The 26,012-nt window shown below is 63.5% G+C and carries 26 protein-coding genes; 9 read left to right on the forward strand and 17 right to left on the reverse strand.

Translation table 11 applies throughout. The annotated features are described in order from the left end of the window. Window positions 1-2: 2 nt before the first annotated feature. The 8 genes from FFS60_RS13220 to FFS60_RS29245 all read right to left on the reverse strand — a co-directional run bounded on the left by FFS60_RS13220 (window position 3) and on the right by FFS60_RS29245 (window position 7,856). On the reverse strand, window positions 3-620 hold the full coding sequence (locus FFS60_RS13220; protein WP_137822221.1) for a chemotaxis protein CheD: 618 nt from the start codon (window positions 618-620) through the stop codon (window positions 3-5). Beyond that, on the reverse strand, window positions 617-1,462 hold the full coding sequence (locus tag FFS60_RS13225; protein ID WP_137822222.1) for a CheR family methyltransferase: 846 nt from the start codon (window positions 1,460-1,462) through the stop codon (window positions 617-619). The genes FFS60_RS13220 and FFS60_RS13225 overlap by 4 nt, the downstream gene beginning before the upstream one ends. A 49-nt stretch (window positions 1,463-1,511) precedes the next feature. After that, on the reverse strand, window positions 1,512-3,518 hold the full coding sequence (locus tag FFS60_RS13230; protein ID WP_137822223.1) for a methyl-accepting chemotaxis protein: 2,007 nt from the start codon (window positions 3,516-3,518) through the stop codon (window positions 1,512-1,514). A gap of 18 nt (window positions 3,519-3,536) precedes the next feature. After that, a complete protein-coding gene (locus tag FFS60_RS13235; RefSeq protein WP_028628133.1) occupies window positions 3,537-4,022 on the reverse strand; it encodes a chemotaxis protein CheW in 486 nt (161 codons plus the stop codon). Next, window positions 4,009-5,826 (reverse strand): chemotaxis protein CheA, encoded by a 1,818-nt coding sequence (locus tag FFS60_RS13240; RefSeq protein ID WP_137822224.1) that lies wholly within the window; start codon window positions 5,824-5,826, stop codon window positions 4,009-4,011. The genes FFS60_RS13235 and FFS60_RS13240 overlap by 14 nt, the downstream gene beginning before the upstream one ends. Before the next feature lie 21 nt (window positions 5,827-5,847). Then, window positions 5,848-6,213: a response regulator gene (locus tag FFS60_RS13245; protein ID WP_137822225.1), complete on the reverse strand. Its 366-nt coding sequence runs from the start codon at window positions 6,211-6,213 to the stop codon at window positions 5,848-5,850. Window positions 6,214-6,423: 210 nt separating this feature from the next. Then, window positions 6,424-7,632: a methyl-accepting chemotaxis protein gene (locus FFS60_RS29240; RefSeq protein WP_371926419.1), complete on the reverse strand. Its 1,209-nt coding sequence runs from the start codon at window positions 7,630-7,632 to the stop codon at window positions 6,424-6,426. 71 nt (window positions 7,633-7,703) lie between these two features. After that, the gene (locus FFS60_RS29245) at window positions 7,704-7,856 is read right to left on the reverse strand and encodes a PSPA7_2676 family Cys-rich small protein (RefSeq protein WP_305955950.1); all 153 of its coding nucleotides are present in this window, start codon (window positions 7,854-7,856) and stop codon (window positions 7,704-7,706) included. Between the two features lie 522 nt (window positions 7,857-8,378). Here FFS60_RS29245 and FFS60_RS13255 point away from each other — a divergent pair. The 6 genes from FFS60_RS13255 (at window position 8,379) to FFS60_RS13280 (ending at window position 14,236) form a co-directional block, all read left to right on the forward strand. After that, window positions 8,379-9,239, forward strand: a complete 861-nt coding sequence (locus tag FFS60_RS13255; RefSeq protein ID WP_028628129.1) for a CAP domain-containing protein — start codon at window positions 8,379-8,381, stop codon at window positions 9,237-9,239. 239 nt (window positions 9,240-9,478) lie between these two features. Then, window positions 9,479-10,423, forward strand: a complete 945-nt coding sequence (locus FFS60_RS13260) for a chromate resistance protein ChrB domain-containing protein (RefSeq protein WP_137822227.1) — start codon at window positions 9,479-9,481, stop codon at window positions 10,421-10,423. Next, window positions 10,416-11,780: a chromate efflux transporter gene (chrA, locus tag FFS60_RS13265; protein WP_137822228.1), complete on the forward strand. Its 1,365-nt coding sequence runs from the start codon at window positions 10,416-10,418 to the stop codon at window positions 11,778-11,780. The genes FFS60_RS13260 and chrA overlap by 8 nt, the downstream gene beginning before the upstream one ends. A 10-nt stretch (window positions 11,781-11,790) precedes the next feature. Continuing rightward, window positions 11,791-12,111, forward strand: coding sequence for a rhodanese-like domain-containing protein (locus tag FFS60_RS13270; protein WP_137822229.1), 321 nt, complete (start codon window positions 11,791-11,793; stop codon window positions 12,109-12,111). 20 nt (window positions 12,112-12,131) lie between these two features. After that, complete coding sequence (locus tag FFS60_RS13275) at window positions 12,132-12,584, forward strand: chromate resistance protein ChrB domain-containing protein (RefSeq protein WP_137822230.1); 453 nt, start codon at window positions 12,132-12,134, stop codon at window positions 12,582-12,584. A gap of 179 nt (window positions 12,585-12,763) precedes the next feature. After that, window positions 12,764-14,236, forward strand: a complete 1,473-nt coding sequence (locus FFS60_RS13280) for a PAS domain-containing sensor histidine kinase (RefSeq protein ID WP_028628124.1) — start codon at window positions 12,764-12,766, stop codon at window positions 14,234-14,236. Between the two features lie 9 nt (window positions 14,237-14,245). Here the strand turns inward: FFS60_RS13280 and FFS60_RS13285 are convergent, their stop codons facing one another. From FFS60_RS13285 to FFS60_RS13295, 3 genes are read right to left on the reverse strand one after another with little or no spacing between them, the layout of a single operon-like run. Further along, a complete protein-coding gene (locus FFS60_RS13285; protein WP_171016523.1) occupies window positions 14,246-14,989 on the reverse strand; it encodes a TraX family protein in 744 nt (247 codons plus the stop codon). Between the two features lie 3 nt (window positions 14,990-14,992). Continuing rightward, window positions 14,993-16,126, reverse strand: coding sequence for a nickel/cobalt efflux protein RcnA (locus FFS60_RS13290; RefSeq protein ID WP_137822231.1), 1,134 nt, complete (start codon window positions 16,124-16,126; stop codon window positions 14,993-14,995). A 7-nt stretch (window positions 16,127-16,133) separates the two neighbouring features. Next, the gene (locus FFS60_RS13295; protein ID WP_137822232.1) at window positions 16,134-16,421 is read right to left on the reverse strand and encodes a metal-sensing transcriptional repressor; all 288 of its coding nucleotides are present in this window, start codon (window positions 16,419-16,421) and stop codon (window positions 16,134-16,136) included. A gap of 503 nt (window positions 16,422-16,924) precedes the next feature. Here FFS60_RS13295 and FFS60_RS13305 point away from each other — a divergent pair. Further along, window positions 16,925-17,662 (forward strand): HupE/UreJ family protein, encoded by a 738-nt coding sequence (locus FFS60_RS13305; protein WP_137822233.1) that lies wholly within the window; start codon window positions 16,925-16,927, stop codon window positions 17,660-17,662. 12 nt (window positions 17,663-17,674) lie between these two features. Beyond that, window positions 17,675-18,385 carry a hypothetical protein gene (locus FFS60_RS13310; RefSeq protein WP_028628118.1) on the forward strand — a complete coding sequence of 237 codons (711 nt, stop codon included), beginning with the start codon at window positions 17,675-17,677 and terminating at the stop codon, window positions 18,383-18,385. Window positions 18,386-18,458: 73 nt separating this feature from the next. Here FFS60_RS13310 and znuA read toward each other — a convergent pair whose 3' ends face one another. From znuA to FFS60_RS13330, 4 genes are all read right to left on the reverse strand, one after another. Next, window positions 18,459-19,421, reverse strand: coding sequence for a zinc ABC transporter substrate-binding protein ZnuA (gene znuA, locus FFS60_RS13315; RefSeq protein WP_137822234.1), 963 nt, complete (start codon window positions 19,419-19,421; stop codon window positions 18,459-18,461). A gap of 170 nt (window positions 19,422-19,591) precedes the next feature. After that, a complete protein-coding gene (locus FFS60_RS13320) occupies window positions 19,592-20,953 on the reverse strand; it encodes a hemolysin family protein (RefSeq protein WP_137822235.1) in 1,362 nt (453 codons plus the stop codon). Between the two features lie 150 nt (window positions 20,954-21,103). Continuing rightward, entirely contained in the window at window positions 21,104-21,529 is a 426-nt protein-coding gene (locus FFS60_RS13325; protein ID WP_137822236.1) for a hypothetical protein, read from the reverse strand. 226 nt (window positions 21,530-21,755) lie between these two features. Then, window positions 21,756-22,178, reverse strand: a complete 423-nt coding sequence (locus FFS60_RS13330; protein ID WP_137822237.1) for a MerR family transcriptional regulator — start codon at window positions 22,176-22,178, stop codon at window positions 21,756-21,758. A gap of 125 nt (window positions 22,179-22,303) precedes the next feature. Between FFS60_RS13330 and FFS60_RS13335 the strand changes: the two genes are divergently transcribed. Next, window positions 22,304-23,539 carry an NADH:flavin oxidoreductase/NADH oxidase family protein gene (locus tag FFS60_RS13335; RefSeq protein ID WP_137822238.1) on the forward strand — a complete coding sequence of 412 codons (1,236 nt, stop codon included), beginning with the start codon at window positions 22,304-22,306 and terminating at the stop codon, window positions 23,537-23,539. Between the two features lie 18 nt (window positions 23,540-23,557). Here FFS60_RS13335 and FFS60_RS13340 read toward each other — a convergent pair whose 3' ends face one another. Both FFS60_RS13340 and FFS60_RS13345 read right to left on the reverse strand, forming a co-directional pair. After that, window positions 23,558-23,995, reverse strand: a complete 438-nt coding sequence (locus FFS60_RS13340; protein WP_137822239.1) for a DUF1801 domain-containing protein — start codon at window positions 23,993-23,995, stop codon at window positions 23,558-23,560. 167 nt (window positions 23,996-24,162) lie between these two features. Continuing rightward, the gene (locus FFS60_RS13345; RefSeq protein ID WP_137822240.1) at window positions 24,163-25,968 is read right to left on the reverse strand and encodes a monovalent cation:proton antiporter-2 (CPA2) family protein; all 1,806 of its coding nucleotides are present in this window, start codon (window positions 25,966-25,968) and stop codon (window positions 24,163-24,165) included. Window positions 25,969-26,012: the final 44 nt, after the last annotated feature.

The raw sequence follows: 26,012 nt of genomic DNA on the forward strand, positions 1-26,012 counted from the left end.
GTTCACTCCTTGAACAGGTCGTAGGGCCCCAGCGCTTCCCCACGCTTGAGGTAGAGGATGTATTCCAGCTCGCGCTGCAGGATGGTGTCGTTGTGCAGGCTCTTCAGCTTCTTCACCAGCACTTTGCCGCTGGAAGGGAATACGTAGACCTTGCGCGCCTCGGCGCCCATCACGTCTTCGGCCAGCAGGGGAATGCCTTCGGTATCCAGGTAGCTGTGGACGAACTCCACGGTGCGCAGGGTGGTGTCGACCCGCAGCAGGTCGTTGGGCAGGTTGCCGGCGCCGAAGACCTTGGCTTCCAACTGGTGGCGGCGGGCGCCCTGGCGCAGCAGCTCCTCGCTGAGCTGCTCCATGATGCGCACGCCATGATGCGTGGACGCGCTGGCCAGGCCGCTGCCGCTGCCGGGGCCGGGCTCGGGCAGCAGGAACTGGTTCATGCCGCCGATGCCGCGCTGCAGGTCGAACAGGCAGACCGCCACACAGCTGCCAAGCACCGAGACCAGCACCTGGTCTTCAGTGGTGGCGTAGTACTCGCCGGGCAGCAGCTTGACGGCCGGCAACTGGTGGTCCGGGTCGAAATAGCGGGTGGCGGCGATGGCGCCTGCGGTTTCACCTTTCATGTCAGGACTCCCGGCACGGGCTGGTAGACGGTGCGGCTGACCAGCTTCACCACATGGTTGGCCTGGACGAAGCTTTCCGAATGACCGGCGAAGAACAGGCCGTCGGACCTGAGCAGGCGCACCATGCGTTCCAGCAGGCGCACCTGGGTGGGCTTGTCGAAATAGATCATCACGTTGCGACAGAAGATGGCGTCCAGCCCGCCGCTGAGGTGCCAGTCGGCATCCAGCAGGTTGATGCGGCGAAACTCAACCATCTGCCGCAGCTCCGGCACTACGCGCGCCAGGCCGGTGTTGGCTCCGGTGCCGCGCTGGAAATAGCGCTTTTTCAATGCCGGGTCCAACTGCTCGATGCGTTCCAGTGGGTAGACGCCGCGGCGTGCGATTTCCAGCACGCCGGTGTCGATGTCGGAAGCAATGATCTGCATGCCCTGGGCCCGCTCGCCCAGCGCCTGGTGCAGGGCGATGGCCATGGAGTAGGGCTCTTCGCCGGTGCTGGAGGCGGCTGACCAGAAACGCAGTGGCCGGCTTCGTTGCTGCTGTTCGCGCGCCAGGGTGATGAGCTGGTCGAAGTGGTGGCGTTCGCGGAAGAACGCGGTGATGTTGGTGGTCAGCGCGTTGATGAAGGGTTGCCATTCCTCGGGATGCTGGTCGAGGTAGGCGAGGTAGCTGGAAAAGTTGCGCAGTTCCAGTTGGCGCAGGCGACGTGCCAGTCGGCTGTAGACCATCTGCTGCTTGCTGGTGGCCAGGCTGATGCCCGCGCGGCGATAGAGCCGCTCGCGCACCTGCTCGAAGTCGTGATCGTTGTAGCCGAACTCGTGTTCGCCAAGTACCAGCGCGTTCATCGCGTCACCTCGAAAGCCCCGGCGCAAGCGCCGGGGTTATGGCCTGGGACTAGAATTCCTCCCATTCCTCTTCCTTGCTTCGCCCGACGCGGCCGGCCGCGCGTTGCGGCCTCGCGGGCGACTTGTGCCGAGTGGCCCCGAGGGCTGCGGCGGGCTGGCCGGCATGGGCCGGGTCCAGCTTGAACACCGCCACTGACTGGGCCATCAGCCCGGCCTGTTCCTGCAGGGCTTCGGCTGCCGCGGCGGCCTCTTCCACCAGGGCGGCGTTCTGCTGGGTCATTTCGTCCATCTGGTTGACCGCGCCGTTGACCTCCTCGATGCCACGGCTCTGCTCGGCGGACGCGGCGGCGATCTCCGCCATGATGTCGGTGACCCGCTTGATGGCGATCACGATGTCGCTCATGGTCTGGCCCGCCTGGGCCACCAGGGTGTTGCCGTTCTCCACCTTGCTCACCGAGTCGGAAATCAGCGTCTTGATCTCCTTGGCTGCCGCCGCCGAGCGCTGTGCCAGGGTGCGTACCTCGGCCGCCACCACGGCGAAGCCACGCCCCTGCTCACCGGCGCGGGCGGCTTCCACCGCAGCGTTGAGGGCGAGGATGTTGGTCTGGAAGGCGATCCCGTCGATGACCCCGATGATGTCGGAGATTTTCCGCGCCGACTCGTTGATGGCGGTCATGGTGCTGACCACCTTCTGCACCACATTGCCGCCTTCGGTGGCCACTTCCGAGGCGTTCACCGCCAGGGAGTTGGCCTGGCGTGCGTTCTCGGCGTTGAGCTTCACCGTGCTGGTCAGCTCCTCCATGCTGGAGGCGGTTTCTTCCAGGCTGGAGGCCTGTTGCTCGGTGCGGGTGGACAGCTCGGCGTTGCCGCTGGAGATTTCTCCGGCAGCGGTGTTGATGGTGTCGGCGGCTTCGCGGATCTGCCCGAGCATGCGTGACAGGCTCTGCGCGGTTTCGTTGGAGTAGTCCTTGAGTTCGCCGAAGGTGCCCTGGTAGTCGGCGCTGATGCTCTGCGAAAGATCACCCTTGGCCAGGGCGCCGAGCATCCGCGAGACGTCCTTGAGACCCTTGTCGGCGGTGTCCACCAACTGGTTGAGACCGGTCGCCAGGTTGAGGATGAAGCCGGTCTTGCCCTCTTCGTTGATGCGTTTGGAGAAGTCGCCGTTGGCGGCGGCACCGACCAGCCCGGCCACTTCGCGCTCGACGTTCACTTCTAGGGTGCGGTCGGCCCATTCCACCACCGAGCCGAGACGCTCGCCGCTGTCGCTGATGACCGGGTTGGCGACCAGGCCGAAGGTGCGCCCGCCAACCTCGATCTGCGCACGGAAGGTGCTGGTGAAGGTGGCGAGCAGGCGTTTCTGGTGTTCCGGGTTCTTGTGGAACTGGTCGATCGAGCCGCCCAGCAGCTTGCTCACCGAGAAGCTCGGCAAGGCTTTGCGCAGGTCGGCCTCGGCGTTCTGCAGCATGCTGGTGACGGTCTTGTTCATGTAGATGATGTTGCGCTCGCCGTCGGCGATCATCACGTTGGTGCTGCAGTTGTCCAGGGCGCTCTTGATGCGGATGTTCTCGCTGGCGGCCTGGGCAGCGCTGCTCAACTGGTCGCGGACCTTGTCGATGGCCTGGGTGATCTGCGCCTTCTTGCCGGGCAGGCGGTCCATGTCCTGGCTGAAGTCGCCATCGCCATAGGCGGTGACCACGCGCACCACTTGCATCTTCACCGCGATGTGGGCGGCCACCAGATCATTGATGCCTTTGGCGATGCGCGCCTGGGTGCCGCTGAACTGTGCCACCGGGATGACTTCGTCGATCCAGCCGTCGCTATGCTGACGGGTCATTTCCACCAGGGCCTTGTCCAGCGCCTCGGTCTGGGTGGTTTCCGTCTGTTGCTGGCGCAGACCCTTCTGCAGGCGGGCGAGGCTGTCGTAGACCGGCGTCCAGATCGGGTCGTCGCCGGCGCCGATCGATTGGTCGAGGTTCCCGTCGGCCAGGCCCTGGATCAGGCCGGCAATGTGCTGCGCGCGAAGCTGTGCTTGTGCTTTTCCGTTGAACAGACCCATGGATTATCCCCTTGCGTGTCAGGCTGCGGCTGCTTCGACCAGGGCCATTTCGCGGCTGGTCATCAGCTTCTCGATATCCACCAGGATCAACATCCGCTCGGCCGCGGTGGCAAGGCCCAGCAGGTATTCCGTATCGAAACTGGCGCCGAACTCCGGCGGTGGCTTGATCTCCTCACCCGACAGGGCGATCACGTCGGACACCGAGTCCACCACCACGCCGACGATGCGCCGGCCGATGTTGAGGATGATCACCACGGTGAACGGGTCGTAGGTGACGTCGGCCAGGTTGAACTTGATGCGCAGGTCGACGATGGGAACGATGGCGCCGCGCAGGTTGATCACACCCTTGATGAAGGCCGGGCTGTTGGCGATGGCGGTCACTTGGTCATAGCCGCGAATTTCCTGCACCCGGAGTATGTCGATGGCGTACTCCTCGCGACCGAGGGTGAAGGTCAGGTACTCCTGGGCCGGCTGTCCGGCCTGTTCCGCACTAGGTGAGTTCATGCAGTACCGCTCCTTGTTGTTGGGCCAGGCCCGGCAGGGCGTCGATATCCAGGATCAGGGCGACGCTGCCGTCGCCCATGATGGTGGCGCCGGCGATGCCTTCGATCCGGCGGAAGTTCTGTTCCAGGCTCTTGATCACCACCTGCTGCTGGCCAACCAAGTCATCCACCAGCAGGGCGAAGTGGCGCCCGTCGGCTTCGAGGATGACCACGATGGACTGCTCCGCCGGCAGCGGCGGGGTGGATTCGCCCAACAGGTCGTGCAGCGAGAGCAGCGGCAGGTACTCGCCACGCACGCGGATCACCGCGCCTTCCTCGCCCCCCAGGCCACGGATGTCCGCCGCCTTGGGCTGCAGCGATTCGACGATGTAGGTCAGCGGAATCACGTAGTGGGTGCGCGCCACCGCGACGATCAGGCCGTCGAGAATGGCCAGGGTCAGCGGCAGGCGAATGTTGATGCGGGTGCCCAGACCCGCGGCCGAGTCGATGTCGATACGCCCGCCCATGGACTGGATGTTGCGCTTGACCACGTCCATGCCGACGCCGCGCCCGGAGAGGTTGGTGACCACTTCGGCGGTGGAGAAGCCGGGCATGAAAATCAGTTGCCAGATTTCGGCGTCGCTCATGCCCTCATGCACCGCCAGGTTCTTTTCGCGGGCCTTGGCGAGGATGCGCTCACGGTCCAGGCCACGGCCGTCATCGCTGATCTGGACGACTATGCTGCCGCCCTGATGAAAGGCGCCGAGACGCACCGTGCCGCTGGCTGGCTTGCCGGCGGCCAGGCGCGCCTCGGGCAACTCGATACCGTGGTCGATGCTGTTGCGCACGATGTGGGTGAGCGGGTCGCTGAGGCGCTCGATCACGCCCTTGTCCAGCTCGGTGTGCTCGCCCTGCAGCACCAACTCAACCTGCTTGCCGAGCCGCGCCGAGGTGTCGCGCACCAGGCGCGGGAAGCGGCTGAAGATGAAGCTGATGGGCAACATGCGGATCGACATCACCGATTCCTGCAGGTCGCGGGTGTTGTGTTCCAGTTGCGCCAGGGCCTGGTGAATACGTTCGTGGGCGCTCGGGTCCAGCGCGCCGCCGAGCTGGCCGAGCATGGCCTGGGTGATGACCAGCTCGCCCACCAGATTGATCAGGCTGTCGATCTTCTCGACGCTGACGCGGATAGAGCTGGATTCGCCCTCAGCGGCTGCCGGTTTGCTGGTGGCCGATATCGCCGCTGGTACTGGCTTGGGCGGTTCGGCGGCGACCTGGACCGGCACGCCGGGGGCGTCATCGAAGAAACCGAAGTCGCTGGATTCGGCCTGGGCGGGCGTACCGGGCGCATCGTCGAAGAAGCCGAAGTCGTCGCCGGCTTCCGCCTCCGGCGCTTCGTCAAAGAAGCCGAAGCTCGCCTCCTCACGGGGAGCCGGTGCGGCCTTCAGCAACTCGCGCAGGCGGGCGACCGTTTCCGCCACCGGCACGCTCGGGTCCGGGCGCTGCTGGCGATGGGCGTCCAGCAGGCGCATCAGCACATCACGGGCCTGCAGGAAGAGGTCGACCATCTCCGCGTGCAGGGCCATCTGGCCGCTGCGGATGCGGTCGAGCAGGGTTTCCAGCTCGTGGGTCACGGCGGTCAGGTCATCGAAACCGAACATGCCGGCCGAGCCCTTGATGGAATGGGCGGCGCGGAAGATGCCGTTGAGCTCTTCGGCGTCAGGCTGCTGCAGGTCGAGACCGAGCAGCAGCAGTTCGAGGCTGGCCAGGTGCTCTTCGGTTTCCTCGAAGAACACCTGGAGGAACTGATTCATCCCGTCGCTCATGGGAAGCGCCTTGTGCAGGGGTCAGGGGAGGACCTTGCGGGTGACTTCCAGCAGTTTCGGCGGATCGAAGGGCTTGACCAGCCAACCAGTGGCGCCGGCGGACTTGCCTTGCTGCTTCATGGTGTCGCTGGACTCGGTGGTCAGCATCAGGATGGGGGTGGCGCGGTAGCCGGGCAGCCCTCGCAGGCTGCGGATCAGGCTCAGCCCGTCCATGTTGGGCATGTTCTGGTCGGTGAACACCAGGTTGTAGCTCTTGATCTGTGCCTTGCCGAGGCCATCCTTGCCATCGACCGCCTCGTCCACGAGGTACCCGGCGGCCTTGAGGGTGAAGCTCAGCATCTGCCGTATGGATGCCGAATCGTCGACTATCAGAATCTGCTTGCTCATCAGTGCCGCTCTCCATGCCGCTTTTTTCTGGTTCTTTCCGTCGGGGCACCTTCGTCGCCCTTGGCGAATGAATTCGTCCCTACGAGGTGTTGCATCCGTTTGCTGGCTAGTGGCCACGATTAGGTGTAGATGGGCGCCTATCGAGCGTCCAGCCGCCGGCGTCAGCCATTCGTCGCGCGGATGAGCGGCAAATGGCTGAGGGCTATCGACTCAGAAAAGCTCTACCTCGCCCGCGTTGACACTGTTCTGGCTCACGGGGTTGGCGACCGGTTTCCTCAGTTCGGCGGTTTCCTCTTCGACCCGTTCCGCCCAGTGCTCCGGCGCTACCGCGTGCAGCCCGCCGATACCCGTCGCGAAACTGCCGAGCTTGGCGAAGTGCTTGCGCATCTGCCCGATCAACTGACTGCTCATGTCCTGGAACTGCAGGGCGGTAATGGCCTGGTCGACACCCGCGCCCACCTCCAGGGAGATTCGGTCCAGCTCCTGGATCACCTTGAGGGTGTGGCGGTTCATGCCTTCCAGGTCTTCCAGCATGTGATGCAGTTGCTGCTTGGATTCCAGGGCGATGCCCATGTCCTTGTCCGCCAGTTGGGCAATGGCCGACTCGGCATCCTGGATCTCGCGGTAGACCACATCCACATGCTCGCGAATCTGTTCGGAAAATCCGGTGGAGCGGGTGGACAGGGCCCGCACCTCGTCGGCCACCACGGCGAAACCCCGGCCGCTCTCGCCGGCGCGGGCGGCCTCGATGGCGGCATTCAGCGCCAGCAGGTTGGTCTGCTTGGCGATGGCATCCATATCGTGGGTGGATTTCAGGATATCGGCGATCTTCTGCGTCACCCGGTCCATGCGCTTGACCAGATCCTGGGAGGTCTGGCTGGTTTCCAGCGTGGCCTCGACGAACAGGCCAAGGGTGTTGCGGGTGGTGGCAATGAACTCCTGGAAGTTCATGCCGTCATCGGCACCTTGCTGGTTGCCATAGCGTTCGATCAGGGAGTGGGAGTGCGCACGCTGCTGGTCGATGCGTGCGGCCAGGCCGTGGAAGCTGTCGCCGAGGCGACCGATGGCATCCTGCAGCAGACCATCGACCTGCCCGGCATGGGCCTGCAGGGTACCGAGCTGCTCATCCAGCGCATCCTGCGTTTGCTGCCAGTCGGGCGTCGCCACCACCGGTTGCGCATTGGCCTGCGCTGCATGGACGCGTGCTTCCCGTTGCAGCCAGACCAGCAACAGGCTGGCCAGCCAGCCACCGGCAAAGGCCAGCCAGGCCGGCAGGCCGACGGCGACCATGCCGGCGCAGGCCAGCCAGATCAGGGAATGCAGGGCCAGGCCCTTGATGGGGTTGGCGGACGACGGATGCGACATGGAGCACTCCCTTGCCAGGATGGTTGAACCGAAATGCGGCTCTTTGAAAGCCATCGGCAACGCTGGTTAAAGCTAGAGGCTCGCAGCGTACTGTCAAATGGCTACCCGTCGGCTGCCTGCGCCATTCATCCGGCTGTTTCTGCCTCCTCCTCCGGCAGGCTCAAGTAGCGATGGGCACCGCAGCGCAGGCAGCGCTGGCAGATCATGGGCACAGTGCCCACTTCGGTACGAAAACCCTCGGTCCAATGACAACCGAGCACAAAGCAACGAATTCGCATGGCTCCTCCCCAGGGGCGTACCCCTTGGTTCGATCGGGCAGTAGTGGATGGAACTGCACGTGCCTTGTTCTTGTTGGAGGCATGGGTCGCCGCGAGGATTGTCCGCCGGCTCTAGAGCCCACAACCTAAAGGGGCGGACGGTGGCACCGTTGGTCGGGGGAGAAGCGGCGGCCGGCGGGCTGATCCAGGGCAATCCCTGTCAGGGCCCACACCCTGTGGGGGCGAGTTCATTGGCTCTGTCTGCGTTAGCTGTTGCTAGAGATTTACCATCGGGCCAAGAGCCTTGTAGGAGCTGGCTTGCCAGCGAAACGGGGCCATTCGCTGGCAAGCCAGCTCCTACGGGCGATGTAAGTGCTTGCAACACGCAATGCAGATATAGCCAATTCATTCGCCAAGGGTGGCGAAGCTGCCCCACGGCCACCCATCAGACGTGTGACAGATATCCCCTGCGCTCATGAACCTGCTCTTCGCGCAGCAGTCATACACCGGCCTGATCCATCAACCTTCTCCACAAGCCCATTCATGCGCCCAATCGTCCGAACCCTTCGCTTGCTCCCCCTGTTCCCCGCCGCCCTGATTTCCCTGCTCGCCAACCCGGCCCATGCCGGCGATGAGCGTCAGCTGCTGGCGGCCATCAACGACTACCGCACTCATAACCAGCGCTGCGGTTGGCGCAGCTTCCAGGCCACGTCGCCGCTGGTGTTGAAATCGAACCTGGCCTTGCCGGTGGGCTACTCGGGTGAAATGCGGCGCAAGTTGCGTGAGGCCGGGTATCAGGCCGCAGAGGTGCGCAGCATCAGCCTGTCGCGGGCGCGAGATGCGCGGGCGGCCTTCAACATGCTTCGCGACGATTACTGCGCGGAGCTGCTCGACAGCCAGGTTTCCGATATCGGCATCAGTCGCAGCGGCAACCAATGGCGTCTGGTGCTCTCGCGGCCGCTGGCCAGTGCCCAGTTGGGGGATGCCCGCTCGGCCGGGCAGGCATTGCTGGCCCAGGTCAACGCCGCGCGGGCCACGCCACGCCAGTGCGGTAGCAAGCGCTTCGGCGCCGCCCGCGCCCTGACCTGGAACACCGCGTTGGGCAAGGCCGCCCAACAGCACAGCCGCTCCATGGCCAACCGCGACTACTTCTCCCACAACGGCCCCGACGGCGATTCGCCCTTCGACCGTGCCCGCGCGGCGGGCTTCAAGGGACGGCAGGTCGGCGAAAACATCGCCGCCGGCCAGGGCTCACCCCGCGCGGCCATGGACAGCTGGCTGGCCAGCCCCGGCCATTGCGCCAACCTGATGAACCCCAGGTTCACCCAGGTCGGTGCCGCCTACGCCTCGCAGACCCGCAGCGAGAACGGTATCTACTGGACCATGATGTTCGGCGCGCCCTGAATCCGCAGGACGGGTATCGCTGCCCGTCCATCCTGTTAGCTCCATCGCTGCCTGTCCGCCAAAGGCATTCGCCGCCGACGCGACTCATCCCGCGTTGCTTGGTCTTTCGGGCAGGGCGGGCATCTACAGCCACACGAAATCGCCCTGAGTGGCCGAGGCCTCTTCGACGGGCGGGGCTTTTCCTGAGCCTGGATAAGGAATAATGTAGAGCAAGAGACAAATTTTGTTAGATATCCTACATGAAAGATTGGCTCTCGCTCGTCCTCACCCTCCCCACTGCCAATGCCACTGCGCGCATGCGCGCCTGGCGGGCGCTGAAGGCCTGTGGTGCTGCGGTGCTCCGAGACGGGGTGTATCTGCTGCCAGACAGCGATGTCTGCCGCACGGCGCTGGCCGCCATCGAGCGCGACATCCTTTCGATCCAGGGCACGGCCTACCTGCTGCCCATCCATGATCCCCAGGGCGAGCGCTTCATCCCGCTGTTCGATCGCGCCGAGGACTATGCGGCGCTGCGCGCCGAGATCGAGGTCTGTCGCGGCCAGCTGACAGCCGAGAATGCGCTGGCCTCTACCAGGCAGATCCGCAAGCTGCGCAAGTCCTTCACCCAGCTTGCAGCCATCGACTTTTTCCCGGGTCGAGCCGGTCAGGATGTCGACGTGGCACTGCAAGGCCTGGAAACCGCCCTGAGCCGTGCCCTGTCGGCAGATGAGCCCTGTAGCCATGACCAGCCCATCCCCGTTCTCAGGCGGCAGGACTACCAGGGCCGCCTCTGGGCCACGCGAAAGCGTCCGTGGGTCGACCGTCTGGCCAGCGCCTGGCTCATCCGTCGTTACATCGACGACGGCGCTCGAATCCTCTGGCTGGACTCACCCCATGATTGCCCGGCGGATGCCCTCGGTTTCGATTTCGATGGCGCCACCTTCAGCCACGTCGGCAACCGCGTCACCTTCGAGACCCTGCAAGCCAGCTTCGAGCTGAACGCACCGTCCCTGGGGAAAGTCGCCGCCCTGGTGCACTACCTGGACGTAGGCGGTGTTCAGCCGCTGGAGGCGGCGGGCATCGAGCGGGTTCTGGCCGGCCTGCGGGAAAGCATCTCGGATGATGATCAGCTCCTGACCGCCGCCAGCGCCATTTTCGATGGCCTGCTGACTGCCTTTGCCAATGAAGAGAAAAACGATGAGTGAAAACACCATGCGCGCCGACGAACAGTCGCCATCCGGTGCCCGTCATGTAGGCCTCTTCCAGGCCTTCCTGTTCTGGCTCAAGCTCGGTTTCATCAGCTTCGGCGGGCCCGCCGGGCAGATTTCGATCATGCACCAGGAGCTGGTGGAACGGAGGCGCTGGATCAGCGAGCGGCGTTTTCTCCATGCCCTGAACTACTGCATGTTGCTGCCGGGACCTGAGGCCCAGCAGCTCGCGACCTATATCGGCTGGCTGATGCACCGTACCTGGGGAGGTGTCATTGCCGGCGCGCTCTTCGTATTGCCGTCGCTGTTCATCCTCATCGCGCTGTCCTGGGTCTACATCGCCTTTGGTGAGGTGCCGGTGGTAGCCGGATTGTTCTACGGCATCAAGCCGGCGGTCACCGCCATCGTGGTCCAGGCCGCCCACCGCATTGGCTCGCGCGCCTTGAAGAACAATTGGTTGTGGGGTATCGCCGCGGCGTCCTTCATCGCCATTTTCGCCCTGAATGTTCCGTTTCCCCTGATCGTGCTGGGCGCGGCACTGATCGGCTACGTGGGTGGACGCCTCTTCCCGGACAAGTTCGCGCTGGGCGGTGGCCATGCTGCGGCGAAAGCCACCTATGGGCCGGCGCTGATCGATGACGACACGCCCACGCCCGAGCATGCGCGCTTTCGCTGGCCTCGTTTGCTGGCACTGGCGGTCATCGGCGGCGTGCTCTGGCTGCTGCCCATGGGCCTGCTGACGGCGGTCTTCGGTTGGCACGGCACGCTCACCCAGATGGGCTGGTTCTTCACCAAGGCGGCGCTGCTTACCTTCGGTGGCGCCTACGCGGTGTTGCCCTATGTCTATCAAGGCGCGGTGGGCCACTACGGCTGGCTCACCCCGACGCAAATGATCGACGGCCTGGCGCTGGGGGAAACCACGCCGGGTCCGTTGATCATGGTCGTTGCCTTCGTCGGCTTCGTGGGCGCCTACGTGAATCCGATGTTCGGCGCCGACCAGGCCTTTCTGGCCGGCGCCGTGGCCGCCACCCTGGTCACCTGGTTCACGTTCCTGCCGTCATTCCTGTTCATCCTCGCGGGCGGCCCGCTGGTGGAATCCACCCATGGCGAGCTGAAATTCACTGCCCCGCTCACCGGCATCACCGCCGCGGTGGTGGGGGTGGTCCTCAACCTGGCCCTCTTCTTCGGCTACCACGTGCTCTGGCCACAAGGCTTCGACGGTCGCTTCGATTGGCCGTCGGCGCTGATCGCCGTGGCAGCGGCGATTGCCCTGTTCCGATTCAAGCGAGGCGTCATCCCGGTGCTGCTGGCCTGTGCCCTGGTGGGGTTGCTGGTGCACCTGTTGCGTACCTGAGAGGTGTGAAATGAGCCGGATCACGAGTTGCGAATTGATGGAGTGGCAAGCGGCAGGACGCAAATTCACCCTGCTGGATGTGCGCCGCGAAGCGGTACGTGCGGCTGACGCGGCGGCCATTCCTGACGCGCGCTGGCTCGATCCCGAGTCGGTGTTTACCTGGAAGGATTCGGTACCACGGGACAGGCCCGTGGTGCTCTATTGCGCCCATGGCCACGAAATCAGCCAGGGTATCGCCGCCACGCTGGACGCCATGGGGCTCGATGCGCGCTACCTGATCGATGGTTTTTCCGGCTGGCGTGACGCCGGCCGGCCCACCCGGAGCCTGTAGACGCAGGCGGGAGGTGCTCCATGAAATGGGTTACCCGTGAACGTCCGAAGATCGACCGTATCGCTTGCCCCTGGCTCATCCAGCGTTTCATCGATCCGCAGCCGGAGTTTCTCTATGTGCCGGCTTCCGAGGTACTGCGTGTGGCTGCCGAGCAGGATGCGGCCCCCTACGACATACCCAATGTCGAACTCAGCCACGACGGCGAGTTATGCAGCTTCGATGCCTTCCTGAAGAAGTACGCCCTGGTTGATCCTGCCTTGCGAAAGCTGGCAGCCATCGTGCGCGGCGCCGACACGTCGCGACTCGATCTCACCCCTCAATCGGCGGGCCTCTATGCCATCTCGCTGGGGCTCTCGCACAACTTCGCCGATGACCACGAGATGCTGGCTCACGGCCTGGTGATCTACGACGCGCTCTATGCCTGGTGCAAGGACTGCCAGGCCGAAGCCCATAACTGGCCGCCCCAGATGTGAGGCGGCCAGCCCGGCTCGAAGGGCGATGATTCAATGGGCATGGTAATCGGGGCCGCTCGTCCGACTGGTCTCCAATCATTCCCTGAACTCGACCACCTGGCGCAGCGCTGACGGGGCCGCAAATGGCCCTGTCTCCACTGCTGCTATACAGGATCGAAAAACACTAGGGAGGGCCACTCATGCAACTGGCGACTGTCTGGGGGAAATACATATGGGAGCGTGATACGGATGCCATCGCGCCTACCGAGTCGTTCAACCTGCTCCGCTGGTTCTCGATCATCAGTCTGGTGATCATCAGCTCTGTCGCCGTGGGGCTCGGGCTCATCGCCACGCGCTTCGTGGTCAATGAGAGCCTGGCGCGGGACGCCCTCCTGACTGCGCAGTTCATCCAGACCCTCGCCGCTGGCGAAGTCCGGCATCACCGTCTGCCAGGCATGGACATGGGCGAGCTGCTGCTTCTCCAGGACGCCGCTGAACTGTCGGAGGACGAGCGACACCGACGGGAACGCGCCCGTTCCGAGTTTCTCGAACACCTTTCCCACTTGCCGGACGCCTTGCTGGCCACCATTTACTCCCCTGACCACGTTGTCGTCTGGTCGACCAATCCCGCCCTGATCGGCCAGCGTGTCGAGGGTGACGAAGAAATGGAGAAGGCCTTCAGTTCGGCGACCGAAGTTTCAGCCGAATACACCGAGGTCGGGGAAAAGCGCGTCGAGCAGCAGTTCCTGCGGCCGCCCAAGAACTTCTTCATCGAGAACTACATCCCGCTGACCGATGGACGAGGCAAGGTTCTGTCCATGGTCGAGATCTACAAGGAGCCCGTGGACCTGATCGAGCGGGTGAACCGAGGCTACAGGATGATCTGGCTGGCGACCGCAGTCGGTGGCCTGCTGATCTACTTCGGCTTGTTCTGGATTGTGCGGCGTGCCTCGCGGCTGCTGGCCTCGCAGCAGAACCAGCTGGTAGCCAACCGGACTTATGTGGGCCTTGGGGAAATGTCGTCGGCTGTTGCCCATAGCCTGCGCAACCCCCTGGCCTCGATCCGCTCCAGCGCCGAACTGGCCCAGGAGCTGGATGGCCCGGATTTACAGAAGTGCGTGCGCGACATCATCAGCCAGGTTGATCGCATGTCCACCTGGGTTCGTGAGCTCCTTCTCTGCCTGCGCCCCCTGCACGGTGAGTCGCAAAAGGTTGAGCCGGTCGAAATCATGAAAGAAACCCTGGAGCATTTTGCAGCGCAACTGGCGAAGGCGAACATCCAGGTTGAGATGAGCAATGATTCTCCACCCAAGGTGGTCAGCCACCACATGCTGCTCTCCCAGGTGCTGAACAGCGTCGTCGCCAATGCCATCGAGGCGATGCAAAAGGGCGGCAAGCTCAAGGTCAGTATCGAAGCGGACGTTACAGGTCGGTGGCTCTACATGAACATCAGCGACACCGGCCAAGGCATGTCGCGTCAGCAGGAAGCGATGGCTTTCAAGTCCTTCTACACCACCAAGCAAGGTGGGTTGGGGATTGGCTTGATCATGGTGAAACAGATCATGGAGCGCTTTGGGGGGCGAGCCAGTCTGACCAGTCGCGAGAACGAAGGCACCCGTGTCTGCCTCTGCTTCAAGGTTGCTGAGCCGGACCCAGAACAGGTGCAACCGTAGCGACCGCCCCTACAAGGTAGCGATGCGCACCACCTGCAGAATGACCAGGTGTACTGGGTAAAAGAGGTAGCCCCAACGTCGCACCGGCCACACGTTGAATTTCGTGGATTGCCGCAGCAACCACAGGCCGAACAAGGGCGCGACGAACGCAGTGGCTAGCACCAGGATCGGATAGAGCTGGTAGCTGGCCACTCCACTCAGCAGGTGGTCACGCACGTTCATCAGCACACACAGTGCCGCCGGCAGCAGCCACAGCAGCCCGGGCTGTCTGATCGCTACCAGCAATGCAGCGGGCACCAGCGCACCGATAAAGCCGTACATCAACGGGCCATCGAGGACGAACGCTAGCGCAGCTGCGACCAGCGCCATTGTGTAGGCCTCGCGCGTCTGATGATGGACGCCCCAGGCAATCACCAGTCCCAGTAACAGCGTCGGCAGCACGTTGAGTGACGTGGTTCCGTAGAAATAGCTGCGGTAAGGCACTTCGGACAGCGCCGCGAAAAGCAGCAGCCAGACTAGATAGCGGGCATTCCCGGCGGTGAACACATCACCAACCCGGGATCGCTCCACGTTGGCGGCAATGGCCAGGCAGAAGAAAGGAAAGGCAATTCGCCCGGGCACATACAGGCCATTGGCCTCCGGCCATATGTAACGCAGGTGATCCATCACCATCGTCAGCATTGCCAGCCACTTTATGAGGTCCAGGCTGCCGTTTCGGATCGATGAAGGGGAGGGTACCTGCTCATCCGCCATCGTTTATCCGTGCGGGGCATTCAGCCCGATCCAGCCGTGGATGCCCATGTAGATACCCACGCCGATGATCAGCAGGCTGGACAGATAGGGCGCTCGTCGCGCCACCGCTCCCAGCCAGGGCCAGCGATTGGAGGCCCGCCGAGCGCCGATGGCCGCTGCCGCTCCCACGCTGACCAGGGTAAGGGCAAGGCCAATGCTGAAACACAACACCAGCGCGGCGCCAAGGGCGACTTCTTTCACTTGCAGGCAGAGCAGCAGCACGGTGATCGCTGCCGGACAGGGGATCAGCCCTCCCGTCAGGCCGAACAGAATGATTTGCCCGGTCGTCACATTGCGGTTGGCGAAGCGCTTGCGGATATCGTTGGCGTGGGCCCGTTCGTGGGCATCCTGATAGCCGTCCAGCGACAGCTCCAGCCCCTCCAGTTCGGCATGCGCGTGATCGTGGCCATGCTCGCGGAAGTCCAGGTCGTAATCGTGGGAATGGTTGCCATGGCCCAGGCTGAGCCGCGCGCTGAACTCATGGGGCTCCGGAACCTCATCCACGGACTCCAGGTAGCCGCCCCGATCGGCGAACGCAAAGCGACGCATGCGACCGTCCGGGCGGGTGGTCTGCAAGGTCACTTCTCCCGCCGCCCAGGCGTGGCCACTGAGCACGCTAATTCGCCAGCGCGGCGGCGCCCCGTCCTCGAAAATCGCGAGTTCAACACGCCCATGGCCCGTGTCGATACGCCGGGTTTCGTCATGATGGTGGTCGTGGTGATGGTCATCGTCCTGCTCGAAACGCCACATCTGCTCGCCACGCCAGGTGCGCCAGAGCATCCAGAGCGCGATGACCACGATGATCAGCGCAGATGCGAGCTGGAAGTACGGTTCGGTGGTTTCGGCGTCCAGGTTCTGGCCCAGGTACATACCACCCACAGCGACCAGCCAAACCACAGCAGAGTGTGAAACGGTCGCGGCGAGCCCAAGCAGGACAGCCTGCTTCACGGTGCCGCGAATGGCGACGATGAAGGCCGCCATCATGGTCTTCGAATGGCCCGGCTCCAGTCCGTGCAAGGCTCCCAGGAGAATGGCGCTGGGGAAGTAGAGCCAGGCGTGAGCCGTGCCCTGTTGCAGCAGTTCGGCGAAACTGGACATGGCGGGCCTAGAGGTATTTGGTGATCTGCTTGAACTCTTCAAGCGGGGCGCGCTCACCGTTGGTCAGCGCACCCACGGTGTGCTCCAGGCAGTGATCGATGTGGTCCTGGATCAGCGTACGCTTGGCCTGGCAGACGGCCTTCTCTACGGCATGCAGCTGCTGCGCGATATCCACGCAGGCCCGGCCATCCTCGATCATGGTGACGATGCTGCGCAGATGGCCTTCTGCCCGCTTCAACCTTTTGATGATTTCGCTATGACTTTGGTGCTGATGACCGTGTTCGTGCTTGCTCATCGCAAGAGCCCCGTGCAACGATATGGATCGTTGCATCCTATCCCCCTGGGGGGGATGCTATCAAGCGCGCAGGCGGTCATCTTTCGGGGCTTGAAGATCGGAAATGCTAGGCAACGCTGTCAGAACGCACGTGGTATTAGCGCTGCTCCTGGCCATGTTCATGGCCTGGGTGGGGCACGCTTCTGCGTTGCTGTCCAGCTCAAAACCGCCCGTCTCAGAGGCGATGCAGCCCCATTCGCACGACGATCTGGAACCGCAGGGCTGCCGGACGTGCAGTGATCACTTTCACGCTCCCTACACCGCTGATCACTTGCACGAGACCCCACACCTCAACGCGCGGCTGGATCTTCCGGCTCAGCCTGATCGCAGTTTTCCCGCTGCATTGCCGCAGTTGCCCATGCCCAACGCACCGATATTCCTGATCGAAAGGCCCCCGCGCTCCCGGCTTGTGCTCTGAACGCTGCCGCTACGCAGCCCCGACCATCACAACCAGGACTATCTCAATGCATTCGCAATTCCAGAGCGGAGTGGGTGCCGTCGTCGCGCGCCTGCGTCGGCCGCTGCTCCTGCCCTTGCTGGCAATCGCCCTCCTGTTCGCGGTCATGCCCGACGCGCTGGCCCATGGCGTACCAGAAGGCGACAAGGGCTTCATCCAGGAAAGTACCGGTGTGCTTCTGCTGCCCTTCATCTACATGGGCGCCAAGCACATGATCACCGGTTACGATCACCTGCTGTTCCTCTTCGGCGTGATCTTTTTCCTCTACCGCATGAAGGACGTAGGGCTCTACGTCACTCTGTTCGCGGTCGGCCACTCGGTCACCCTACTGTTCGGCGTGCTCAGCAACATCAGCATCAGCGCCTACGTCATCGATGCAATCATCGGCTTCTCGGTGGTCTACAAGGCCCTGGATAACCTCGGCGCCTTCCAGCGTTGGTTCGGCTACCAACCCGATACCCGCGCAGCAACGCTGATCTTCGGCCTGCTCCACGGCTTCGGCCTGGCTACCAAGATCCAGGAATTCGAGATTTCCCCAGACGGCCTGATCGCCAACCTGATCGCCTTCAACGTCGGCGTCGAGATCGGCCAACTCCTGGCCCTCGGCACCATTCTTATTCTGATGGGTTACTGGCGACGCACCGCCAGCTTCTGGCGCCATGCCTATACCGCCAACGTCGCCATGATGAGCGCAGGCTTCCTGCTCATGGGCTACCAGTTCACCGGTCTCATCGTCTCTCAGTAAGGAATTCTCACCATGTTCAATACCAAGCTCCCGACCCTCAACGAACTCCCGTCTTCGGCTCAGCTGCTGCGTTCCACCGTGATTGCGCTGATCACCGCCGGTGTGCTGCTGGTTACCGTGGTCATGCCTTCGGAATACGCCATCGACCCCACCGGCGTCGGCCGAGCGCTTGGCCTGACCCAGATGGGCGAGATCAAGCTGCAACTGGCCGAGGAGGCCGTCGCTGACGAAGCCGCTGCCCCGAACTCTCAAGCCCCTGCAGCTGCTCCGGTCGTGGCTGCTGCCGCCCCGGCGCCCGCGCCTGCTGCGGCCCCAGTCCAGTCCGCCCCGGCTCCCGCCCCGGTTGTTGAAGCTGCTCCCGCCCAAGCACCGGCCGCGCCTCAGCCGCAAGTGGCTGGCCAACAGCATGAGATGAGCATCACCCTGAAGCCGAACCAGGGGGCCGAGATCAAGCTGGAGATGAAGGAGGGCGCCAAAGTGAACTACCTGTGGACCGCCAACGGCAGCGTGGTGAACTACGACACCCATGGCGACCCCTACAACGCCCCGCGCGACTTCTACCACGGCTATGGCAAGGGCCGCGCCACTCCGGAAGACTCCGGCGTGCTGGAAGCCGCCTTCGACGGCAAGCACGGCTGGTTCTGGCGCAACCGCACCAACAAGCCGGTGACCGTCACCCTGCGTACCCAGGGCGATTACATCAGCATCAAGCGCGTGATCTGAAAACAGGACCGGCCCCGCAAGGGGCCGGTCTCTTTACTTGTTGTCACGTCCGAGTTGAGCTGTTCAAACAGCGTTACAACTGCTCGAGGCAGTTGGCTAGATCGTTACCCAACGACATCAGCAGACGCTCATAGCCATCCGCCTCGACCTTGAGGTCAAATCCGAGCGCATCCAGCAGCGCCATCCGAACAGGTAACCCCTCGCTCAAGGTCTGTGCCAAGCGTGGCTGCATCGGCGGCTCACTGAACACACAACTCGGTCCGGCGGACTCCAGACGCTCACGCATGTTGGCCACTTTCCTGGCCCCCGGCTGCACGTCAGCACTGACCGCAAAGACCCCTGCATGCTTCAAACCGTAGGCCTCTTCGAAGTAGTCGAAGGCCTCATGGAAGACAAAGAAGGGCTTGCCGGACAACGGCTTGAGGCGCGCCTTGAGCTTTGCGTCCACGGCAGAAAGACGCTGGTCGAACGCCTTGTGATTTGCCTGGTACCGGGCGGCGTTCTCCGGGTCGGCAGCCGCCAGATCGCTCGCCATACGCGCAGCGATCAAACGTGCATTACCTGGGTCCAGCCAAAGATGGGCGTCCAGCGCGCCAGGGCGATGCAGATCGTCATGCTCGCCCTCTGCTTCGCCATCAGTGGATTCGTCATCTTCATGCTCTTCGGCATGTCCATCCTCATGCCGGTGCTCCTCGCCGAAGTGACGCAGGTGCAGACCGTCGATGTTCTGCACAGCCAAACTGGGGTCGCTCCGCCCCTCAAGCACCCGCGGCAGGAAGCTCTCCAGATCTGGCCCGATCCAGTACAGCAGATCTGCTTCCCGCACCCGGCGAATATCGGACGGCCGCAAGGTGAAATGGTGTGGCGAAGCGCCAGGCGGTAGCAGTACCTCAGGCGTGCCGACGCCATCCTGGACGGCGGCGGCAATCAACTGGAGTGGCTTGATACTGGTCAGGACACGAACCTCCGCCCCGGCAGACGGGGCAAAGGTGAATGCCATCGAGGCGGCGACCAAAAGGGAGGGAAGATGACGCATGGTGAGAGTCTCAGTATGAAGTTGTTACAACATAACATACTCAGTGACGAGATCAGATTGCCTGGCGTGCGCACGGTAGGGTCGCCCAGAAGAAAGACGGTACCTCGCGCGCTCGCAGGACGCTATGCAGTCGGGGGACTCTCGCCCCCCCACTGCATTCACAAGGTCGCCTAGGAGTTCGAATCCCTGCTATCGCGCTCGCCAGGCTCACTGCCGGAAGCGTTAGGACCCTCAGCCGATTCCCCTGAATCTTCCTCAACGGGCGTCGCAAGGATCTTGTCGATGCGTTTTCCATCCATGTCCACAACCTCGAACATCCATCCGCCCCATTGAACGCGCTCCCCTGTCGACGGAACCCGACCGAGCAGCAGCATGAACATCCCACTGACCGTGTGGTAACGATTGCGCGCTTCCTCGGGGACGGTTTTCAAGGACAGACGATCCTTCAACTCCGGGATTGGAATGGCGCCATCGAGCAACCAGGAACCGTCGTGCCGCTGGACCGCCCATGCGTCCTCGGCGTTGTTCGGTGTGAACTCACCGGTTACCGCCTCGAGCAAATCCTGCAAGGTGACAATGCCTTCCAACTCACCGTACTCGTCGATGACGAAGGCCATCTGCATGCTGTTGCCTCGGAACTGCTCCAACAACTCCAGGCCGGTCAAGGTTTCCGGAACGAAGACGCAGGACTGGAGATGCTCGGTGAAGTCCGGTGCCTGCCCCTGGGCCAATTGCGCCAGGGCCTGTTTCGTATGAATGACGCCGAGCAGGTTGTCCAGGCTGCCGTCGCAGACCGGAAAACGCGAGTGCTCCGACTCGATCATCAGCCGAAGGTTTTCCTCGGGCGATTTACGGATATCGACAAACACCAGGTCCGAGCGGGGAATCATCAGGGACCCCAGTTGACGGTCGTCCAGGCGAAACACATTGCGGACCATTTCATGCTGATGTTGCTCAATCACGCCGGACTCCGACCCCTCTTCCAGCATGGCGTGGATTTCTTCTTCGGTGACCCCCGAGTTGTTGACCTGCCGCACGCCCATGATGCGCAGGATGGTATGGGTCGACCAGGACAGCAGGAGCACGAAGGGCCTGGTAAGGAAGGACAACGTCACCATGGGGCGGGCCACCATGCGCGCGATGGCCTCTGGGTTGAGCTGGCCGATGCGCTTGGGCACCAATTCGCCGATCACAATGGAGAAATACGTGATGACGATAACCACGCCAGCGGTAGCGCCAATGGCAGCAGTCGTTTCAGGGACTCCCACTGACTGCAGCCATTTCGATAACGGCTCCGCCAGCACCGCCTCACCCACGATACCGTTGAGGATACCGATGGAGGTGATGCCAATCTGGATGGTGGACAGGAACTGAGTAGGATCCTCGCCCAGCTTAAGGGCCACCGCTGCCGACGAGTCTCCATCTGCTGCCAACTTCATCAGCCTGGCCCGCCTGGCCGCAACCAGTGCGATTTCCGACATGGCGAACGCGCCATTCAGGACAATCAGCAAGGCCAACGCAAAGATTTCCACCACCTGTCTCCTTCGCACCTTTATCGGGGTGCTGTCGAAATAAACCCAAGCGATCTGCTCAGATCATGGCCGGATGATCCGGCGCTGTTATTTAAGGGGCCTGGCGAACCAGGGTAAGGCCGAGACTGAAAAGGTGAGTCTAGGAACACTCTAAGGCTTGTCAGCTGGCCGATTCGCAGGCTCGGATATCTGGGACTTCGCCAGAGCATTTTCAACATCGCTCGGGGTGACTATGCCGATCAGCCGACCCTCGCTGAGGACAGAACCCAGATGAGCGTCGCTGGCGGCAAGGCCGCTAGCCGCTTCAGCAAGGCTGACATCCGCGGCAAAAGAAGGCCCGAACACAATCAGACGTTCAAGGTTGGGACGATTTCCGGTCAACAGCTCAATGGCCAGTTGTTTTTTCAAGATGTAACCACGGGGAGAACCAGCCGATGTGCCATCGAGCACCACCAGGCAGGAATGCTGGGACTGCATGATGATTTGCCGCATGGATTCGTAGCTGATTGAGATATCAATCGCCTCAAGGCTGGAGACATCCGTCATGACGGAGCACAGCGCAATGGGGCCGCTCAAGGCTTTGGCTCAAGGCAAAAATAGGCCGTAGGTTGAAAAGGCCAGCGGCTGGGGTGAACGCTGTGCTACCAGCGCCACCTCGCGTGCAGCGGATGTTACGTGACCGTGGCCGAGGCAGGATAGGGAAGATGGGCGTGGCACAGACCACGGAGCATCTGGAGGCACTGGGGTGGCGCCAGTCGGCTTTCGACCCGACGCGGTCCAACCCGCGTCAAGCCGGCGCGCACTAGCGTTCAGCCCCGTTCGCGCCGTCCCGCCACCCGGCCAGCATGCGCTGGGCGTTTTCCTCGCAGGCCATGCCTTCGGGTTTGCCTTCGATGCCGGCGATGATTTCCAGCAGCCGCGCGCGGTTCTGCGCCAGGCGTTGCTGCATCGCGTCGATCTCGCTGACCTTGCGCTGAAGACTTTCCAGCAGCAGGGCGTGGTTGCTGGTGCGCTGGGTGGGGTCGGGCATGAGGTTGCGCATTTCCTCCAGGCTGAAGCCAGCCTGTTGTCCACAGGCGATGATCTCCAGCGCGTGCAGTGTCTGCTCGGAATAGTCGCGATAGCCGTTGCCCAGGCGCCGGGCGCTGATCAGGCCGCTGGCTTCGTAGAAGCGGATGCGCGAGGTGGCCAGGCCACTGCGCCGGGCGAGTTCGCCGATCTTCATTGAATGGGGCTCCCCTATTGACTTTAAAGTTGACTTTAACCTTAGGCTTTGCCGCGACATAGTCCCGCCTTCGCCCGGTTATCCACAAACCGACGCACGGCGCCCCACCTTTCCGGAGAGCCTCCATGTCGCCCTTCCAGTCCCTGCAGTTGCCCAATGGCGCCGTCATTCCGAACCGCATCGCCAAGGCGGCGATGGAGGAAAACCTCGCCAATCAGGACCAGACCCCGTCCGACCAGTTGTTGCGCCTCTACCGCGCCTGGGCCGAGGGGGGCGCCGGGCTGCTGCTGACCGGCAACGTGATGGTGGACGCCCGCGCCATGACCGGCCCCGGCGGCGTGGTGCTGGAGGAGGGGCAGCGGCTGGAGCGCTTCCGCGAATGGGCACGCATCGGCCGGGCGCAAGGGGCGCAGTTCTGGATGCAGATCAACCACCCCGGCCGGCAGATGCAGGCCAACCTCGGCCAGCCCACCGTGGCGCCCTCTGCCGTGGCGTTGGACATGGGGGGGCTGTCGAAGCTGTTCCCGGTGCCCAAGGCGCTGGATGAAGCGGAGATTGCCGCGCTGATCCAGCGCTTCGCCCGCACCGCAGCGCTGGCCGAACAGGCCGGCTTCAGCGGGGTGCAAGTGCATGCCGCCCACGGCTACCTGCTGAGCCAGTTCCTCTCGCCCCTGAGCAACCGCCGCGAGGACCGCTGGGGCGGCTCCATCGAGAACCGTGCGCGCTTGTTGCTGGAGGTGGTGAAGGCTGTGCGCGCAGCGGTATCGCCGGGCTTCTGCGTGGCGGTGAAGCTGAACTCGGCAGACTTCCAGCGCGGCGGCTTCGAGCCGAGCGATGCGCGCCAGGTGGTGCTCTGGCTCAGCGAGCTGTCGGTGGACCTGGTGGAGCTCTCCGGTGGCAGCTACGAGGCGCCGGCCATGCAGGGCGATGCCCGCGATGGCCGCACCCTGGCCCGCGAAGCCTACTTCCTGGAGTTCGCCCAGGAGATCGCTGCAATAGCGACCGTGCCGGTGATGGTCACCGGCGGAATCCGTCGCCTGCCGGTGGTGGAACAGGTGCTGGCCGGCGGCGTGGCCATGGCTGGCATCGCCACTGCACTGGCGGTCAACCCGGCCCTGCCGCGGCTCTGGCAAGCGGGCCAGGCCCTGGCCAGCGCCGAGCTGCCGCCGATCCGCTGGAAGCGCAAGGCCTTCGCTGCGCTGGCCTACATGTCCCTGGTGAAACTCCAGATGCAGCGCCTGGCGCGCGGCAACCAGCCGGACCCGAACGCCTCCCCCCTGCGGGCATTGCTGCAGGAGCAGTGGAAGACCCTGCACCGCGCACGACAATACCGGCGGCATATGAGTAACCGGGCCGGCTGAGACTTCTCGGAGCGTTGCTTATCCGGCGGGTCTGGCTTGCTTCTTTTTCTGGGAACTGGCCGTGTTGAGTGCCACGGCGGCGTGAATCAGCGCCGCCAGTGCCTTTTCATCGAGGCTGTCGCCTTCATGGATATCGATGGCGCGGCGGGTGTTGCCGTCGAGGCTGGCGTTGAAGAGGGCTGAAGGGTCCGCCAGCGACGCGCCCTTGGCGAAGGTCAGTTTCACGACGTGCTTGTACGTCTCCCCGGTGCAGATGATGCCGGCGTGCGACCACACCGGAACCCCTCGCCACTTCCATTCCTCGACCACGTCGGGGTCGGCCTGCCTGATGAGCGTTCTGACCCGGGCGAGCATCTCGCCCCGCCAATCATCCAGCTCCCTGATTCTCGCGTCGATCAACCGGGAGGCAGCGCCTTCTTCCACGTCTGCCGTTGAGCTGATCGGGTCCCTGTTCATGATGATTGCCGCCTTTTTGGCTAGAGGTAGTCACGGTCCAGCGACTGAGTATTGCTCACGGGCGACTTTCCTCCAGCGTCCTTCATATTGGCCAAATGGGAGTGATGGGTATCGCTGTGCTCCACCGCATCCTACGAAGAACTCGCGCAATCGACGGCTTTCTGCGGTTACTTCACCCCTTTGTCTTCGATCAGGTCGGCGTCGAACAGGTGTTCCAGCTCGGCACGGGCCTCGCGGGCGGTCTGGATCACGGCGGCCTCGTCGTCGTAGACCAGGTGCTGGGCGGCCAGCACTTCTTCGTCGTGGCGCTGGAAGCGGCGGATGCGGGCATTGGCTTGATCCTCGTCGAGGCCCATGCCGAGCAGCGCCTGGCGGCTCATTTCCAGGGCGGAGTGGAAGGTTTCGCGCACTGGCACGGCACCGAGGTCCAGCAGGCGATGGACGTGCTGGCGGTTGCGCGCGCGGGCGATGACCTTGATGTGCGGGTAGAGGCGTTTCACCAGCTCGGTGGTCTTGAGGTTGGTGTCCGGATCATCGGTGGCGACGATGAAGAATTCGGCCTTGTCCACCTTGGCCGCGCGAAGGATTTCCGGGCGCAGCGGGTCGCCGTAGTAGATGGGCATGCGGCCCAGGCTACGACCGTACTCGATCATTTCCACGTTGGTGTCCAGCGCCACATAGGGCACCCGCTGGGCGCGCAGCATCCGCGCGATGATCTGGCCCATGCGACCCATGCCGGCGACCACCACGCGCGGCGCGTCGTTGTCGATGCGGGTGTATTCCTCCGGTACGGTCACCGGCGCCGGCCTGGTCTTGAACAGGCGGAACAGGGTCAGCACCAGCAGCGGGGTGATGGCCATGGAGAGGGTGATGGCGAGCACCAGCAGGTTGTGCAGGTGGTTATCCAGCAGGTTCTGCTCGAAGGCCAGCTTGAACACCACGAAGGCGAATTCGCCGCCGGCCGCGAGAACGATGCCCAGGCGCAGTGCGTGGGCGTTATCCAGCCCGCCGCCAAGACGGCCGACCAGGAACAGCAGCGGCAGCTTGATCAGCACCAGCAGCAGGGTCAGGCCGATCACTACCAGTGGCTGGTTCAGCAACAGGCTGAGGTCGGCGGTCATGCCCACACTGATGAAGAACAGGCCCAGCAGCAGGCCCTTGAACGGTTCGATCTGGGATTCCAGCTCGTGGCGGTATTCCGAGTCCGCCAGCAGCAAGCCGGCGATGAAAGCGCCGAGGGCCATGGAGACGCCCGTCAGTTCCATCAGCCAGGCAGTTCCGATGACCACCAGCAGCGCGGTGGCAGTGGAGACTTCCTGCAGATTGGTCTTGGCGACGATGCGAAACACCGGCCGCAGCAGGTAGCGGCCGCCGACGATGACCGCCCCCACGCTGCCCACGACCTGGAGCAGGTGGACCAGCGTGTCGCGATCGGCCTCCAGCTCGCCGGCGCCACTGATGACCGGAAGCAGGGCGATCAGCGGGATGGCGGCGATGTCCTGGAACAGCAGGATGGCGAAGGCCAGGCGGCCGTGGGGGCTGGTCAGTTCCTTGCGCTCGGCGAGTATCTGCAGGCCGAAGGCTGTGGATGACAGCGCCAGGCCAAGGCCCAGCACCGCGGCGGTGTTCAGCGATTGGGCGAAGCCCAGCCAGGCGACGGCGCCGATGGCGAGGCTGGTCAGCAGCACCTGGGCAAGCCCGATACCGAATACCGAGTGGCGCATGACCCAGAGGCGCCGTGGCGAGAGTTCCAGGCCGATGATGAAGAGCAGCAACACCACGCCCAGTTCGGAGAGGCGGGCAACGCTTTCCGTGTCGCTGATCAGACCCAGTGCGGACGGGCCGATCAGCACCCCGGCGGCGAGGTAACCCAGTACGGCTCCCAGTTGCAAGCGCTTGGCCAGGGGCACCGTGAGGACGGCTGCGACCAGGAAAATCACTGCGACCTGCAGCAGGTTGCCGTCGTGGGGCATGTGTCACTCCTTTGTGTGGTGCTCGTGGGGGGCGACATCTTAGA

Origin of the sequence: Pseudomonas sp. D(2018) (assembly GCF_005502555.1) — a bacterium.
Lineage (GTDB): Bacteria > Pseudomonadota > Gammaproteobacteria > Pseudomonadales > Pseudomonadaceae > Metapseudomonas > Metapseudomonas resinovorans.

Excerpts from the sequence above, each read along its gene's own strand:
- FFS60_RS13230 (WP_137822223.1), bottom strand. The coding sequence starts at position 3,518 with ATGGGTCTGTTCAACGGAAAAGCACAAGCACAGCTTCGCGCGCAGCAC.
- FFS60_RS13220 (WP_137822221.1), bottom strand. The coding sequence starts at position 620 with ATGAAAGGTGAAACCGCAGGCGCCATCGCCGCCACCCGCTATTTCGAC.
- FFS60_RS13290 (WP_137822231.1), bottom strand. The coding sequence starts at position 16,126 with ATGTCCAGTTTCGCCGAACTGCTGCAACAGGGCACGGCTCACGCCTGG.
- FFS60_RS13305 (WP_137822233.1), top strand. The coding sequence starts at position 16,925 with ATGCATTCGCAATTCCAGAGCGGAGTGGGTGCCGTCGTCGCGCGCCTG.
- FFS60_RS13240 (WP_137822224.1), bottom strand. The coding sequence starts at position 5,826 with ATGAGCGACGGGATGAATCAGTTCCTCCAGGTGTTCTTCGAGGAAACC.
- FFS60_RS13260 (WP_137822227.1), top strand. The coding sequence starts at position 9,479 with ATGAAAGATTGGCTCTCGCTCGTCCTCACCCTCCCCACTGCCAATGCC.
- FFS60_RS13245 (WP_137822225.1), bottom strand. The coding sequence starts at position 6,213 with ATGAGCAAGCAGATTCTGATAGTCGACGATTCGGCATCCATACGGCAG.
- chrA (WP_137822228.1), top strand. The coding sequence starts at position 10,416 with ATGAGTGAAAACACCATGCGCGCCGACGAACAGTCGCCATCCGGTGCC.
- FFS60_RS13335 (WP_137822238.1), top strand. The coding sequence starts at position 22,304 with ATGTCGCCCTTCCAGTCCCTGCAGTTGCCCAATGGCGCCGTCATTCCG.
- FFS60_RS13275 (WP_137822230.1), top strand. The coding sequence starts at position 12,132 with ATGAAATGGGTTACCCGTGAACGTCCGAAGATCGACCGTATCGCTTGC.
- FFS60_RS13270 (WP_137822229.1), top strand. The coding sequence starts at position 11,791 with ATGAGCCGGATCACGAGTTGCGAATTGATGGAGTGGCAAGCGGCAGGA.
- FFS60_RS13340 (WP_137822239.1), bottom strand. The coding sequence starts at position 23,995 with ATGAACAGGGACCCGATCAGCTCAACGGCAGACGTGGAAGAAGGCGCT.
- FFS60_RS13310 (WP_028628118.1), top strand. The coding sequence starts at position 17,675 with ATGTTCAATACCAAGCTCCCGACCCTCAACGAACTCCCGTCTTCGGCT.
- FFS60_RS13255 (WP_028628129.1), top strand. The coding sequence starts at position 8,379 with ATGCGCCCAATCGTCCGAACCCTTCGCTTGCTCCCCCTGTTCCCCGCC.
- FFS60_RS29245 (WP_305955950.1), bottom strand. The coding sequence starts at position 7,856 with ATGCGAATTCGTTGCTTTGTGCTCGGTTGTCATTGGACCGAGGGTTTT.
- FFS60_RS13280 (WP_028628124.1), top strand. The coding sequence starts at position 12,764 with ATGCAACTGGCGACTGTCTGGGGGAAATACATATGGGAGCGTGATACG.
- znuA (WP_137822234.1), bottom strand. The coding sequence starts at position 19,421 with ATGCGTCATCTTCCCTCCCTTTTGGTCGCCGCCTCGATGGCATTCACC.
- FFS60_RS13345 (WP_137822240.1), bottom strand. The coding sequence starts at position 25,968 with ATGCCCCACGACGGCAACCTGCTGCAGGTCGCAGTGATTTTCCTGGTC.
- FFS60_RS13285 (WP_171016523.1), bottom strand. The coding sequence starts at position 14,989 with ATGGCGGATGAGCAGGTACCCTCCCCTTCATCGATCCGAAACGGCAGC.
- FFS60_RS13295 (WP_137822232.1), bottom strand. The coding sequence starts at position 16,421 with ATGAGCAAGCACGAACACGGTCATCAGCACCAAAGTCATAGCGAAATC.
- FFS60_RS29240 (WP_371926419.1), bottom strand. The coding sequence starts at position 7,632 with ATGGCTTTCAAAGAGCCGCATTTCGGTTCAACCATCCTGGCAAGGGAG.
- FFS60_RS13330 (WP_137822237.1), bottom strand. The coding sequence starts at position 22,178 with ATGAAGATCGGCGAACTCGCCCGGCGCAGTGGCCTGGCCACCTCGCGC.
- FFS60_RS13225 (WP_137822222.1), bottom strand. The coding sequence starts at position 1,462 with ATGAACGCGCTGGTACTTGGCGAACACGAGTTCGGCTACAACGATCAC.
- FFS60_RS13235 (WP_028628133.1), bottom strand. The coding sequence starts at position 4,022 with ATGAACTCACCTAGTGCGGAACAGGCCGGACAGCCGGCCCAGGAGTAC.